We start from the raw sequence: 14,368 nt of genomic DNA, 5'->3' as shown, positions 1-14,368 counted from the left end.
CCTAGGAGTCGTCGATGACGCAAGAGCCCATTCCGTACCCGCTCGCCCCGGCTCCCACCATCTACCACCCGTCACCGGACTACACCCGGCTGCGGGAGACCTGCCCGGTGGCGCCCGTCGCGCTGCCCGACGGGGCGTCGGCCTACCTGGCCACCCGGCACGCGGACGTCCGCCGGGTCTTCACCGACCAGCGGTTCAGCCGGGCCGCCGCGGCCGGGCCCGACCGTCCGACCCGGGAGCTGGGTTCGCTGGCCGAGGACTCGCTGATCGGGATGGACCCGCCCCGGCACACCAAAATGCGCCGGGCGGTGTCGCACGCGTTCACCGTCCGCCGGGTGGAGGCGCTGCGCCCGACGGTGGCCGCGCTGATCGACCGGATGATCGACGGGATGGTGGCGGCGGGACCACCGGCGGACCTGATCCCGCACCTGTCCGCGCCGCTGCCGATCTATGTGATCAGCAAACTGTTCGGCATCCCCGAGCAGGACCAGGACCGGGTACGCGAGTGGTCCGACGCGCTCGTCGGTGACTGGGACGCCGACCCGGCCGCCCCGCAGGCCGCCCTGGACGCGTTCGGCGAGATGATCGTCGAACGTCGCCGCGAGCCCGGCGACGACCTGATGAGCGCCCTGATCAACGCCTGGGACGAACACGACGACCTCACCGAACGGGAACTCGTCTCGGTGACCGCCGGCATCTTCGTCGGCGGCCACGAGACCACCACCAACCAGCTCAACCTGTTCCTGCTGGTGCTGGCCCGGCACCCCGAGCAGCTCGCCGGCCTGCGCGGTGACGACCCGGTCGCGGTGGCCCGCGCGGTGGAGGAGCTGTCCCGGTTCATCCAGCTCGGGGACAACGGGGTGCTGCTGCCCCGGGTGACCACCGAGGAGGTGGAACTCGGCGGGGTGTGCCTGCCGGCGGGCACCCCGGTGCTCCCGGCGATCGCGTCGGCCAACCGGGACGCCTCGGTGTTCGCCGGGGCCGACACCCTCGACCTGAGCCGGGTCGACAACCCGCACCTGGCGTTCGGGGCCGGCCCGCACCACTGCCTCGGCGCGGCGCTGGCCCGGATGGAGTTGCAGGAGGCCCTCGGCGCGCTGCTGCGCCGGCTGCCCGGCCTGCGGCTGGCCGTACCCGAGGAGGAGTTGCGCTTCAAGCCCGGCCTGGTGGTACGCAGCCTGGAGACGCTGCCGGTGACCTGGGACCGGGTCGACGGGTGACCGTCGACCCGGCGCTCAGCCGGTGATCCGGGTGGGGGCCGTCGGGTCGAACGCCGCCTCGACGGCCACCTCCTCCACCCCGCGCAGCAGCGCCTCGGCCTGGGTCTCGGTGAAACAGCCCAGGTCGAAGATGACCTGGAGGAAGATGGTCTCCGGCTGGTCCTCGACGGTGATGAACGCCTGTTCTGGCAGGTGGTCCAGGGTGCCGTCCCAGACCAGGAACGTCTCGGCTGCCTTCCGCCGGATCTGCTCGGGGGTCACCTCCTCGGTACGCGCGCCGTCGTCCGCCGCCTGCCGGGTCACCACCCGACGGTCGTTGATCCGGCAGGTGACCCGGGCCGGGTACCCGCGTTCGTCGTCGAGCCGGGCGCTGGCCTCGGCGAGCTGCACCGGGTCGTAGTAGGCGTACATCCCGGCGGCGACGGAGGCCTTGCGGGCCCGGGCCACCACCTCGTCCACGGTGGTGTCGGTGGCGTCCACGGTGAGCACGCCGTTCTGGCTCAGCGGGGCGATGGCCTCGGCGAACCCCGGCCGGAACCGGTTGCCGACGATGAGTTTGGCGGTCAGCGGGCTGACCCCGGTGGCCCGGCCGACCGCCACGGCGATCACCGCGAGCAGCACCCGGGAGGTGTCCGTCCTGGTCCGTCGGGCGATGGCCTGCACCGCCAGGTAGGCCGCGGGTGAGCTGAACCGGCCGTGCCAGAACCGCCGGCCGTGTCGCCCGGCCGGGTTGGTGACCGCACCGAAGGTCGACGGCGCGATGTCGCGCAGGTGCGACTCCCAGTGCCGGACCGCCCGGTCGCTGACCCGGCGCAGTGGCGGTGTGCGCTCCCGCCGGCCAAGATCGAGCAGCTGCACGGTACGCGGGTCGGGCGCCCGCCGGGCCGTCAGGTCGACCAGCCCGAGATCGGCCATCAGCAGGGCGGTCGCGGTGCCGTCGACCACCAGGTGGTCGAGGGTCAGCACCCGGTGCACCAGGGCACCCCGGTGCCGGACCACCGCCATCCGCACCGACCAGTCCCGGTAGAGGTCGTAGTGGGCCAGCAGCCGGGCGTGGCCCAGTTCGTAGGCGAACTTCGCCACGTCGGCCGGGTCGGCGTCGTCCGGGACGTCCAGCACGTCGAGGGCGACCTCCCCGGCGGCGGACACCACCTGGCAGGGTTCGCCGTGCTCGTCGGTGCCCAGCCGCATCCGCAGCGCCGGGTGCCGGCTCATCAGGTCGCCGAGTTGCGCCGCCACCTCCGCCACGGTGATCCCGGCCGGCACCGGGTGCGCGCCACTGACGTTGTGCGTCCACCCGGTCTCCCGCATGTCCTGCATGATCGCGAGCTGACCCCAGGTCAGCGGCGCGGTGCCCGCCCCCGGGCCGGCGAACGGGACGAGCACCTGCGCCTCGGCGGTCTGCGCGAACATCGGTCCATCAGAGCAACGCGAATCGGCACGTGTCAACGTCACAAATCGCCGCCGCCGCGGTGGCGTTAGGGTACGGCCATGCCCGACGCCGTCCGGATCTGGATCGTGTCGGCCCGGGTGTCCCCGGACGAGCTGGCCCGGTACCGGGCGCTGCTCGACGCCGACGAGCGGGCCCGCGCGGCGACGCTCGCCCAGGCGGCCACCCGGGACCGGTTCACCGTGGCGCACGGCGCGCTGCGCGTCCTGGTGGGCCGTGCGATGGACCTGCCACCCGAGCGGCTCAGCTGGCGGCGGGGCCGGCACGGCAAACCGACGCTGACCCACCCCCGGGGTGGCCCGCAGACGAGCCTGTCCTACTCCGACGAACTCGTCGCGATCGCCGTGGCCGGCGACCGGGCGGTCGGGGTGGACATCCAGCATCCGACGCCGGGGCTGGACCCGGTGGCGCTGGCCGACCGGTTCTTCGCCGCCGAGGAGGCGCGGCTGGTCCGCTCGGGGCCCGACGCCGCCGCCCGGGCCGACCGGTTCGCCCGGCTGTGGGCCCGTAAGGAGGCGGTGGTCAAGGCCGCCGGGGGTCGGCTCTGGCCCCAGCTGGCGCTGCCGGTGCACCGCGACGACGTGGTGCGCTGCGGCGACCCGGTGGGGGTGCACCGGGTCACCGACGTCGCCACCCCGGGCGGGTACCGGGTCGCGGTGGCGCTCGCCGGCGAGCCGCCGTTCGACGTCGCGACGTCGTACGGTCCGACCGGGTGGACGGATCGTCCCGCCGGCACCCCGGCTGAAGATCGTCGCACCCGTTGACACCCGACGATCACGTTTGCTCTGATGGCTCCATGGTGGAGCGTAGGGTCCCGTGACAGAGTCCGACACGGCCACTGCGCCGCAGCTGCGTGCGCAGGTCGTCGACAGCATGACCACGCTGCTGACCCGGATGCTCAGGCCGCCGGCCCCGGTCACCGAACGGACCCAGCTGATGGACGAGCTGGGCCTCAGCTCCTCCCTCGCGTTGGAGCTGCTGCTCGAGATCGAGGACGAGCTGGAGATCCAGATCGACGTGGAGGATCTGGACGAAGACCAGATGACCACGGTCGCCGACCTGGCCGACTACATCACCGCGCACTGCACCCCCCGCTGACGGCCCGCGACGGGGCCTGGCCGGCGTTTCGCGAAGGAGTCACATGCCGACCATGGACCAGCCCCGGCTGAGCGTGGTGATCCCCGCCCACAACAACGGCACGGCGCTCGACACGACGCTGACGTCCCTGACCCGGCAAACCCTGCCGCCACAGGAATTCGAGGTCATCGTCGGTGACGACGGTTCGGCCGAACCGCTCACCGCTCTCGTGGGGAGCTATGCCGACCGGCTGCGGATCGACTGCGTACGCAGCGAAGCCAACCGGGGCCGCAGTGCCAACCGCAACGCGGCGGCGGCCCGCGCCCACGCCGACACCCTGCTGTTCCTGGACGCCGACACGGTGGCCCACCCGACCCTGCTGGCCCGGCACCGGGCCCACCACGACGCCCTCGACGGCCGGCCCGGGGTGCTGCTGGGTCAGCGGTACGACCTCGACTGGGCCGGTGCGGACGCGCTGCGCCGGGGTGAGCCGATCGGGGCGGAGCTGCTCGACGCCGAGCGCGGCGACCCCCGGCTGGAGGACATCTCCCACCCGCAACGGATCCACGACTTCCCCAGCGCGCCCTGGGTGCTCGGGCTGACCCACAACGCGTCGGTGGACCGGGAGTCGTTCCTGCGGGTGGGCGGCTTCGACGAGACGATCGTCAAGTGGGGGTTCGAGGATCTGGAGTTCTTCTACCGGATCTTCCACCTGCACGGGGCCCGGCCCGACCTGTTCGAACTGGACGTCGAGGCGACGTCCTACCATCTGCCGCACTTCCGCAAGACGTCCAACGGGCTCGCCTCGATGGACAACATGAAGTACCTGCTGCGCAAGCACCTGCGCTACGACGTCGAGGTGCTGTATTCGATCAACACGTTCGGGCGGCACCTGGGCCGGATCCGGCTCTACGGCCAGGCCATCGACGCGTACCGGCGGGCGGGGTTGGGGCGGCCGGCGGTGCTGCCCGCCGCGCTGCGCGCGGAGCTGGCCACCGGCGCGGCCCTGGTCATCGGCAACGGGGTGTCCACCCTGGAGCTGGGCCCCGACTCGCAGACCTTCGACCACGACGCGCCGCCCGGCCCGACCAACGCGCACCTGCTCGGCACCGTGCTCCAGCAGTTCAAGGCCGGTGCGCTCGATCTGATCGTCAACGTCGACCTGTGGCGCTGTCTCCTCCCCGAGGACCTGCCGGCCTTCCTGACCCGGGGGCTGCTCAAGGCCGACCGGATCGAGCTGGTCGCCACCCACGCCGTCCCGGACCAGCGGGCGATGCTGCCGGTGCCCCTCGTGGCGGACCTCGACTACCTGACCGACATGCTGCACCAGCACTTCGACGTCACGGTCGGCGTACACGACACCGCGACGGTGCTCACGATCCGCTGAACCGCCCGGTGCGGCCGGCCGGTGCCCGCTCGGGCGGCCCCGGCCGGTCAGCCCCCGGCGGGGCCGAACACCAGGCTGACGTTGTGGCCGCCGAAGCCGAACGAGTTGGACATCACGGTGGTCACCGGGACGGCCCGGGGCTGCTTGCGGATGTGGTCGACCTCGTCGGCCGGGTCCGGGTCGTCGAGGTTGTGCGTCGGCGGCAGCAGACCGCGGCGCAGCGCCTCGATGCCGATGGCCGCCTCGACCACCCCGGAGACGCCGAGCAGGTGCCCGGTGACGCCCTTGGTGGAACTCACCGGCGGGGTGGCCGTGCCGTAGACGTCACGCAGGGCGGCGATCTCGGCCGTGTCACCGGCCTTGGTGCTGGTGCCGTGGGCGTTGAGGTAGCCGATCTCGTCGGCGTGCAGACCGGCGTCGCGCAGCGCCGCCCGCATGCAGTGCGCGGCCCCGGACCCGTCGGGGCGCGGGGTGGTGGGATGGTAGGCGTCGTTGTTCGCCCCCCACCCGAGCAGGTCGGCGTACCGGGGGACGCCGCGCGCCACGGCGTGCGCGGTGCGTTCCAGGACGAACACCCCGGCCCCCTCGCCGAGGACGAGACCGTTGCGGCGACGGTCGAACGGACGGCTCGCGGCCGTCGGGTCGGACCAGCCGTGGGCGAGCGCGCGGGCGTTGCCGAACGCGTCGACGAAGGCCGGGAAGAGCGGCGCCTCGCTGGACCCGCAGACCACCATGTCGGCCTCGTCGGCGCGCAGGATCCGCAGCGCCTCGCCGAGGGACTGGGCACCTGACGCGCACGCCGTGCCGATCGACGAGGTGTAGCCCCGGATGCCGAACCGGATGGCGATCCGTGCCGCGCCCATGTTCGGCAGCGTCCCGGGCAGCAGGTACGGGCTGACCCCGAACCGGCCCCGCTCGGCCCGCGCGAGCACCTGGCTCGCCAGGGTCGACAGGCCGCCGACGCCGGAGACGATGACGGCGACGCGGTACGGGTCGACGTCCCGGCCCACCTCGACACCGGCGTCGGCCAACGCGTCCTCGGCGGCCCGCAGGACCATCACGATCGAGCGGTCCACCACCCGGGACTCGGGGCCGGGCAGCACACTGGCCGGGTCGATGTCCGGGCTGAACGCCGCGACGTCGACGACCCCGTCGACCGGGTGCCCCCCGGGTGGTCGGCGTAGGCCGGAGCGGCCCTCGCAGACCGCGTCGAACACCTCGGCGGCGGTGTTGCCGACGGGGCTCACCAGCCCGATCCCGGTAACCGTCACACCCGCACGCACGCGCGTCCCTCCCGCCCGGTCCCGGCGACACCCCGGCCGCACCGACGACAACCGTGGGCCCGACCGCACCGGGCCCGGTCAGCCGACCGGTCGACGGGCGTCCGGGCGGGTGGCGCGGCGGGCACGGTCAGTGCGCCGAGGCGGGCTGGATGCGCCGGGACACCGCGCCGCAGAACTCGCCGACCGTCATCATCGCCAGGGCCTCGGCCTCGTCGTCGTCGAACGCCACCCCGAACCGGTCCTCCACCCGGACGGCCAGCTCGGCGAGGCCGAGCGAGTCCACGTCGAGGCCGGCCGGACCGAACACCGTGTCGTCGTCGGCGCCCTCGATGTCGTATTTCATCTCGGTCAGCGCGGCGAAGAGGAACGCGCGGATCTCGTCGGTCATGGCCGTTGTTTCCTTTCCGGAGGTCGGCGTCGGCGGGCCCGGCAGCCGGTGGGGCGCGGGAGGCGTGACAGGTGGCCGGGGACGCGGCCGGAGACCGGGTACGACGTCGGCGTGACCGTCGCCGTTCTGGTCACCGGAGCAGCCGCTCCGTGTGAATCGACCTTACTCAATCAAGACCGATTCGCAAGGTCCACCCGGACGGTGCCGGCGGACCGATCGGTGTCCGCAGCGACGAGCCGCACCGGGAGCCGGTCGTGACCCCGCAGCATGAGTTGCCGCCGTTCGCCGGGCTCCGCCGCGAGCGCCAGCGCCGGGAACCGGTCCAGCAGCCGGGGCAGGACGAGCCGCCCCTCCGCCCGGCCGAGCGCCGCGCCGACGCAGTAGTGCGGCCCGGCGCTGAAGGCCAGGTGCCGGTTGTCCGGGCGGGACGGGTCGAAGGAGTCCGGGTCGGGGAACCGTCGGGGGTCGCGGTTGGCCGCACCGGTCAGCACCAGCACCGACCGTCCACGGGGGACGGCGACTCCGGCGATGTCGGTGTCCTCGGCGGCGTAGCGCACGGCGAAGTGCACCGGTGGCTCGTACCGCAGGATCTCCTCCACGTAGGCCGGGGCGAGGCTGTGGTCGGCGCGCAACGCGGCCAACGCCGCCGGCCGCGCCAACAGCAGGGTCAGCCCGGTGCCGAAGAGGTTGGCCGTGGTCCGGAACCCCGCGTTGTACATGACGATCAGGTTGGCCAGCAGCTCGGCCTCCGACAGCTGGTCGGGGCGTCCGTCCCGGATCGCCGCCAGCGCCGAGACGAGGTCGTCGCGGGGCTCCGCCCGGCGTACGGCCAGCAGGTCGGTGAAGTAGGCGGTCAGTTCGTCGGCGGCGACGTTGGCGGCCCGGATCTCCCGGAACGAACGCGGTCCGATCTCCAGCACCGCGTCGAACGCCCGCACCCGCGCCGGGAACCACCCCCGGTCCCGCTCGGGCACCCCCAGTAGCTCGCCGACGACGGCACTGGGCAGGGGCAACGCGAACGCGGCCATGAAGTCCACCGGTCGGCCGTCCGCGCCCTCCCGGGCGAGCCCGTCGAGCAGCCGGTCGGCGATGCGCAGGATCGCCGGTTCCAACGCGGTGACCCGGCGGGCGGTCAGCGCCTGGCCGAACAACTGGCGTATCCGGGCGTGGTCGTCGGGCGGGGCGTTGAACATGCTGGCCTGCAGGGTCCGGATCACCGCGTGGTCCCGCCAGCGCAGGCCGGCCCGGTCCAGGTGGTCCGCGTCGAGCACCCGGAACACCGGATCACGCAGGACCCGGTGGGCGGCGTCGTACCCGTGGACCACCGCGGCGTACGGGGCCGTCGGGGCGAGCGCGACGGCCTCCCCCAGCTCGTGCAGCCGGGCGTAGTACGGGTACGGGTCGCGGCGTACCTCGTCGCCGAGCAGGTCGTCGAGGGATACCGGGAAACCCATGGCGCTCCTCGGACGACGGGCACGGGCGGAGGATGCGGTGACCATAGACGCATCGACGGCGACGTGTCCACGACCGGCACCCCCGACGACGGGTCCGCCAGCCGGCCGCCAACCCGGGTGGACCGGCGCAGCCCGGTCCTGCCCCACGGTGGGATCATCCGGCCGCCTGCCGTTGGTCAGGAATCGAGAAGCGGGCGGCGGCACCGGACCATAGCCTTTTCCCAGGTGGCCGGCAGGACGCCGCGCCTCGTCCACCCAGTGAGGGAGACAGCGTGTCCACGAAGAGTTCGACCGCCGCGTCCGGCGGCGGCACCGCCGGAGAGGCCGCCGGGGCCGGTGCCGGCGGGTTCAGCGCCGAGGAGCGCGCCGCGATGCAGGAACGCGCCGCCGAGTTGCGTGCCGAGGGGAAGAAGGGCGCCAAGAAGGCCGACGGGATGCAGGCGGTGCTGGACCGGATCGCCCAGATGGCCCCGGCGGACCGGGCGCTGGCCGAGCGGGTGCACCTGACGGTGGTCACGGCGGCTCCGCAGCTGTCCCCGAAGACCTGGTACGGGATGCCCGCGTACGCGAACGAGGACGGCAAGATCGTCGTCTTCTTCCAGGACGCCGGCAAGTTCAACTACCGGTACTCGACCCTGGGCTTCCAGGAGGCGGCGCACCTCGACGACGGTGACCTCTGGCCGGTGTCGTACGCGTTGCGTACCTGGAGCCCTACCGTGGAGAAGCGGGTCCGGGAACTGGTGACGGCAGCGGTCTCCTGACCGGCAGCGGCCGGTGTCCCGGCTGGCGGGCGGTGCTCCGGGGTGTCACCGCCGCTCAGGCGGGTACGCGGCAGGGATGATGCCGACCAGCAGAGCCCTGATCGCCGGTGCGGCCGGCGCGTCCGCCCTCAACGCCGTCACCTACCTCGACATGGTGGTCCGGGCCCGGCCGGCCAGCAGCACCGCCGAGGACAGCGCCGGCCGGTTGGCCGAACTGGCCCACGTCGACCTCGGTGACGCCCGGACCGCCACCAACCGGCGGTCCGGGCTCGGGCCGTTGCTCGGCTACGTCACCTCGGTGGCCGCCGCCGTCGGCTACGTGGCGGCCGGTGGTCGCCGGTTGCCGCTGGGCGTGTCCACCCTCGCGCTGACCGGCCTGGCGATGATCGGTTCCAACGGCCCGCTGACCCTGTTGCGGGTCACCGACCCGCGGACCTGGTCGGCCACCGACTGGGTAGCCGACCTGGTCCCGCACCTGGCGTACGGCGCGGTCACCGCCGTCACCCTCCGCGCGTTGCGCTGACCCCACGGCGGCAGCGCGGTGCCCGGGCGGGCGGCGGGCGGCGGCGTACCGGACGGCCCTGCGTGTTTTGCGGTGGGATGCCCGGGTAGGGGAAGAAGACCCGTTCCCCGCTCCGCACAAAGAGGTGCCACCCAGATGGAATCCCGCAAGCCGACCGAAGTCGTCAAGGACGTGGTGGACGCCGCAGCCGAGAAGGTGTCCCACCTGATCACCCCCGAGGTGCCCGGCGCACCGGGCACCGCCCCGCCGACCGTCGAGGAGCCCACCACCCCGCACGGTCCGCTGCCACCCAAGAAGGAACAGGGCGCACCGCAGACCCGTACCCCGACCGGCGCGGCCACCGGCGCACCGGCCGTCGCCAACGGCCAGCAGGGCGAGTTCCTCACCACCGCGCAGGGGGCCCGGCTGCGCGACACCGACCACTCACTCAAGGCCGGTCCGCGCGGGCCGACGCTGCTCCAGGACCACCACCTCCGCGAGAAGATCACCCATTTCGACCACGAACGCATCCCGGAGCGGGTGGTGCACGCCCGGGGCGCGGGCGCGCACGGCGTCTTCACCGGGTACGGCGCCGAAGAGGTCACCCGGGCCGGCTTCCTGCGCAAGGGTAAGGAAACGCCGGTGTTCGTCCGGTTCTCCACCGTCCTGGGGTCCCGGGGCTCGGCCGACACCGTCCGGGACACCCGGGGATTCGCCACCAAGTTCTACACCGACGAGGGCACCTTCGACCTGGTCGGCAACAACATGCCGGTCTTCTTCATCCAGGACGCGATCAAGTTCCCCGACATCATCCACGCCGGCAAGCCGCACCCGGACCGGGAGATCCCGCAGGCGCAGAGCGCCCACGACACCTTCTGGGACTTCGTCTCGCTGCACACCGAGGCGCAGCACCACACCCTGTGGAACATGTCCGACCGGGGCATCCCGCGCTCGTACCGGACCATGGAGGGCTTCGGGGTGCACACCTTCCGGCTGGTCGACGCCGCCGGGGCGACGGTGCTGGCGAAGTTCCACTGGAAGCCGAAGCTGGGCGTGCACTCGCTGGACTGGGAGGAGGCACAGCTGCTCAGCGGCATGGACCCCGACTTCCACCGGCGTGACCTCTACGACGCCATCGAGGCCGGCGCGTACCCGGAGTGGGAACTCGGCCTCCAGGTCTTCCCGGACACCCCGGAGGAGACCTTCGCCGGCATCGACCTGCTCGACCCCACCAAGATCGTGCCGGAGGAGCTGGCACCGGTGCAGCCGGTCGGGAAGCTGGTGCTCAACCGGACGCCGACGAACTTCTTCGCCGAGACCGAGCAGGTCGCCTTCCACCTCGGCCACCTGGTGCCGGGCATCGACGTCACCAACGACCCGCTGTTGCAGGGGCGGCTCTTCTCGTACGTCGACACCCAGCTCACCCGGCTGGGCGGGCCGAACTTCTCGCAGCTCCCGATCAACCGGCCGCACGCGCCGGTCAACGACATGCTCCGCGACGGGTTCCACCAGCAGGCCGTGCACGCCGGGGTCGCGCCGTACCGGCCGAACTCGCTCGACGGGGGCAACCCGTTCCCGGCCGGGGACGCCGAGAACGCGTTCGTCGACGTGCCGGTCACCGTGGCCGAGGCCCCGAAGGTCCGCGCCAACCCGGCCTCCTTCGACGACCACTTCAGCCAGGCCCGGCTGTTCTGGCTGAGCATGTCGCCGGTGGAGCGGGAGCACATCGTCCGGGCCTACACCTTCGAGTTGGGCAAGTGCTACCACCAGGCGATTCGGGAACGGCAGTTGCAGTGCCTGGCCAACATCGACCCGGTGCTCTGCGCGCAGGTGGCCACCGGCCTGGGCCTGCCGGCACCGGAGCCGACCGTGCCGCTGGCCGACGTCACGCCCAGCCCGGCGCTGTCCCAGCTCGGCCGCGTCTGGCCGGCCGACGGCCGGACGGTCGGCATCGTGGTCGACGCGGACGCCGACACCGACGACGTCGAGCAGGTACGCCGGGAGGTGTCCGCCGCCGGCATGGTGCCGCTGGTGATCGCCGCGCACGGCGGCACGGTGGGCGGCCTGACGGTGCAGCGGACCTTCGCCACCGGCCGCTCGGTCGAGCTGGACGCGCTGCTGCTGGCCGGGGCCCCCGCGCCGGCCCCCGACGCGCTGCCGGCCCGGGACGCCAAGGCGGGCGCGGCGGACGCCACCGTGGTCGACCCCCGGGTGCTGCTGCTGGTGCAGGAGTGCTGGCGGCACGCCAAGGTGATCGGCGCGTGGGGTGACGGCGTGCGGGTGCTGGAGCTGGCCGGGGTGGCCGGCGCGGCGGGCGTGGTGGCCGGTGATTCGCCGAGCGGCGTGCTCGCCGACGCGCAGCCCCTGCTGGCCGCGCACCGGGTGTGGGACCGGTTCCCCGCCTCGGTCTCCTGACGGGGGCTGTCGACGGGTGTCCGCCGTGGTGCACGGTGGACACCCGTCGCGGCCGGGCCGGTGGGCACCTTGCCGCCGGCCCGTACCGTCGGTGCGGTGGCCGAGAAGGACCTCTCCGACCGGGGTTTCGTCATCGCTATCGTCGGCGTCGGCGTGCTGCTCTGCTGTGGCACACCGGCCGCCGGCTTCTACCTGTCCCACAAGGACGCGAGGGAGGAGCCCGGCATCCGCGCCGCCGCCGACGCCTACCTGTCCGCAGTGGTCAGGCATGACGACAACGGCGCGTACGACATGTTGTGTGCGGCCGACCGACGCCGCGAGTCGCGGGCGGACTGGCTGGACCGTCCTGCGGCCGGGTACGGGGTGACCGGGTTCCGGATCACCGACGTGACGGTCAAGCGCCTGAGCGAGGGACCGACCCTGCGGTGGGTGACCGCCGAGGTCACCTATTCGGACCAGGCACCCCGGACGGTGGGGCTGAACGTCGAGCGGCAGGACGGCGACTGGAAGGTGTGCAGCCCGGACGTCCGGTGACCGACCCCCGGACGGCGAACGGCGGACGGCGGACGGCGGGCGGTGCGGCCCGGGCGAGGGCGGCGCAGGCCGGCCCCGGGTACGGCCGATGGGCGCGTATTGACGTCAGATGTCAGACGAATTACGTTGGCGAACGTCGATGTATTACGAATCGTGGCCTGCACCCCGGCAAGGAGCGTGCGCATGTTCAGACGACGAGTCGCCCTGCTGTCCCCCGTACTGCTGGCGGCGACCCTGGGCACGGCGGTGGTCACCGGCGCGGCGGTGCTCGGCAGCGCCCCGCCCGCGCAGGCGCTGGAGAACGGCCTGGCCCGCACCCCGCAGATGGGCTGGAACGACTGGAACTCGTTCGGCTGCAACGTCAACGAGACGCTCATCCGGCAGACCGCCGACACGCTGGTGACAAGCGGCATGGCGGCGGCCGGCTACGAGTACGTCAACATCGACGACTGCTGGTCGACCAGACAGCGCAACGCCAGCGGCGACCTGGTCGCCGACCCGGCGAAGTTCCCCAGCGGCATGAAGGCGCTCGCCGACTACGTCCACGGCAAGGGCCTCAAGCTGGGCATCTACTCCTCGGCCGGGACCACCACCTGCGCCGGCTACCCGGCGAGCATCAACTACGAGCAGCGCGACGCCAACCTCTGGGCGTCCTGGGGCGTCGACTACCTCAAGTACGACAACTGCGGCGACCACCTCGGTCGCAGCGGACAGCAGCGCTACACGGCGATGCGGGACGCGCTGGCGGCGACCGGCCGGCAGATCCTCTACAGCCTGTGCAACTGGGGCCAGGACAGCGTCTGGACCTGGGGCGCGTCGGTGGGCAACTCCTGGCGCAACACCGGCGACATCGGCGGCAACTGGAACTCCATCATGGGCATCCTCGACCAGCAGGTCGGCAAGGACTCGTACGCCCGTCCCGGCGCGTGGAACGACCCGGACATGCTGGAGGTCGGCAACGGCCCCACCGAGACCGAGTCGCGGGCCCACTTCAGCCTGTGGGCACTGCTGAACGCCCCACTGCTGGCCGGCAACGACCTGCGCACCATGTCGGCGGCCACCCGGACCATCCTGACCAACACCGACGTCATCGCGGTCAACCAGGACTGGGGCGGCCGGCAGGGCTACAAGATCAGTGACAGCGGTGACCTGGAGGTCTGGCGCAAGCCGATGTCCTCCGGCGGGGTGGCCACGGTGCTGCTCAACCGGGGCGGCGGCACGGCCACGGTCACCACCACGGCCAGCGCGCTCGGCCTCGGCAGCGCGTCGTCCTACGCGGTGCGGGACCTGTGGGCGCACAGCAGCTCGACGTCGACCGGCACGATCAGCGCCTCGGTGCCGGCGCACGGCGCGGCGATGTTCCTGGTCACCGGCGGCGGCACGCCCCCGCCCACCACCCCGCCGCCCACGACGCCACCCCCGACCACCCCGCCGCCGACCACTCCCCCACCGACGACGCCCCCGCCGGGCACGACGTCGGCCGTACGCAGCGTCTCCGCCGGCCGGTGCCTCGACGTCAACGGCGCGACGCAGACCAACGGCGCGACCGCCATCGTCTGGGACTGCCACGGCCAGACCAACCAGTCGTGGACCTCGACCGGCAGCCAGGAGCTGCGGGTCTACGGCACCAAGTGCCTGGACGTCAACAACGCCGGCACCGCCAACGGCACCTCGGTGATCATCTGGGACTGCAACGGCCAGTCGAACCAGAAGTGGCGTTTCAACGCCGACGGCACCGTCACGGCGGTCGGCTCGGGCCGGTGCCTGGACCTGGTGGGCAACGGCACGGCCAACGGCACCCGTACCCAGATCTGGGACTGCAACGGCGCGACCAGCCAGCGGTGGAGTCGCGGCTGAACCGTCCCACCCCGGCACCGGCCGCCGATGCGCCACCGGC

13 protein-coding genes are annotated in these 14,368 nt (G+C 72.9%); 9 read left to right on the top strand and 4 right to left on the bottom strand.

Translation table 11 applies throughout. The features are described 5' to 3' along the window. Window positions 1–14 precede the first annotated feature (14 nt). A complete protein-coding gene (locus AB0C22_RS30125; RefSeq protein WP_357538313.1) occupies window positions 15–1,220 on the top strand; it encodes a cytochrome P450 in 1,206 nt (401 codons plus the stop codon). Window positions 1,221–1,235: 15 nt separating this feature from the next. Here AB0C22_RS30125 and AB0C22_RS30120 read toward each other — a convergent pair whose 3' ends face one another. Continuing rightward, the gene (locus AB0C22_RS30120; RefSeq protein ID WP_357538311.1) at window positions 1,236–2,633 is read right to left on the bottom strand and encodes a condensation domain-containing protein; all 1,398 of its coding nucleotides are present in this window, start codon (window positions 2,631–2,633) and stop codon (window positions 1,236–1,238) included. Window positions 2,634–2,711: 78 nt separating this feature from the next. Between AB0C22_RS30120 and AB0C22_RS30115 the strand changes: the two genes are divergently transcribed. The 3 genes from AB0C22_RS30115 to AB0C22_RS30105 are packed head-to-tail and all read left to right on the top strand — an operon-like array spanning window position 2,712 to window position 5,134. Next, window positions 2,712–3,434 carry a 4'-phosphopantetheinyl transferase superfamily protein gene (locus AB0C22_RS30115; RefSeq protein WP_357538309.1) on the top strand — a complete coding sequence of 241 codons (723 nt, stop codon included), beginning with the start codon at window positions 2,712–2,714 and terminating at the stop codon, window positions 3,432–3,434. A 52-nt stretch (window positions 3,435–3,486) separates the two neighbouring features. Continuing rightward, window positions 3,487–3,768, top strand: a complete 282-nt coding sequence (locus tag AB0C22_RS30110) for a phosphopantetheine-binding protein (protein ID WP_307799566.1) — start codon at window positions 3,487–3,489, stop codon at window positions 3,766–3,768. Window positions 3,769–3,811: 43 nt separating this feature from the next. After that, a complete protein-coding gene (locus AB0C22_RS30105) occupies window positions 3,812–5,134 on the top strand; it encodes a glycosyltransferase (protein WP_357538307.1) in 1,323 nt (440 codons plus the stop codon). 47 nt (window positions 5,135–5,181) lie between these two features. Here AB0C22_RS30105 and AB0C22_RS30100 read toward each other — a convergent pair whose 3' ends face one another. The 3 genes from AB0C22_RS30100 to AB0C22_RS30090 all read right to left on the bottom strand — a co-directional run bounded on the left by AB0C22_RS30100 (window position 5,182) and on the right by AB0C22_RS30090 (window position 8,259). After that, entirely contained in the window at window positions 5,182–6,405 is a 1,224-nt protein-coding gene (locus AB0C22_RS30100) for a beta-ketoacyl-[acyl-carrier-protein] synthase family protein (protein ID WP_357538306.1), read from the bottom strand. Window positions 6,406–6,544: 139 nt separating this feature from the next. Further along, window positions 6,545–6,805, bottom strand: coding sequence for an acyl carrier protein (locus AB0C22_RS30095; RefSeq protein ID WP_208569101.1), 261 nt, complete (start codon window positions 6,803–6,805; stop codon window positions 6,545–6,547). Between the two features lie 170 nt (window positions 6,806–6,975). Next, window positions 6,976–8,259, bottom strand: a complete 1,284-nt coding sequence (locus AB0C22_RS30090) for a cytochrome P450 (RefSeq protein WP_219469059.1) — start codon at window positions 8,257–8,259, stop codon at window positions 6,976–6,978. Between the two features lie 272 nt (window positions 8,260–8,531). Here AB0C22_RS30090 and AB0C22_RS30085 point away from each other — a divergent pair, with 272 nt between their 5' ends. The 5 genes from AB0C22_RS30085 (at window position 8,532) to AB0C22_RS30065 (ending at window position 14,328) form a co-directional block, all read left to right on the top strand. Beyond that, window positions 8,532–9,020 (top strand): hypothetical protein, encoded by a 489-nt coding sequence (locus AB0C22_RS30085; RefSeq protein WP_357538303.1) that lies wholly within the window; start codon window positions 8,532–8,534, stop codon window positions 9,018–9,020. Window positions 9,021–9,099: 79 nt separating this feature from the next. Continuing rightward, entirely contained in the window at window positions 9,100–9,543 is a 444-nt protein-coding gene (locus AB0C22_RS30080; RefSeq protein WP_208569099.1) for a hypothetical protein, read from the top strand. Between the two features lie 135 nt (window positions 9,544–9,678). After that, on the top strand, window positions 9,679–11,937 hold the full coding sequence (locus AB0C22_RS30075; RefSeq protein ID WP_219469055.1) for a catalase: 2,259 nt from the start codon (window positions 9,679–9,681) through the stop codon (window positions 11,935–11,937). Between the two features lie 96 nt (window positions 11,938–12,033). Next, the gene (locus AB0C22_RS30070; RefSeq protein ID WP_219469051.1) at window positions 12,034–12,471 is read left to right on the top strand and encodes a hypothetical protein; all 438 of its coding nucleotides are present in this window, start codon (window positions 12,034–12,036) and stop codon (window positions 12,469–12,471) included. Between the two features lie 183 nt (window positions 12,472–12,654). Next, window positions 12,655–14,328: a lectin gene (locus AB0C22_RS30065; protein WP_357538301.1), complete on the top strand. Its 1,674-nt coding sequence runs from the start codon at window positions 12,655–12,657 to the stop codon at window positions 14,326–14,328. Window positions 14,329–14,368 lie beyond the last annotated feature (40 nt).

The sequence above is a fragment of the Micromonospora sp. NPDC048894 genome, from assembly GCF_040649765.1.
Taxonomy (GTDB): domain Bacteria; phylum Actinomycetota; class Actinomycetes; order Mycobacteriales; family Micromonosporaceae; genus Micromonospora; species Micromonospora antibiotica.
The sequence above is the reverse complement of the archived record's forward strand: the minus strand, read 5'-3'. Positions and strand labels throughout refer to the sequence as shown.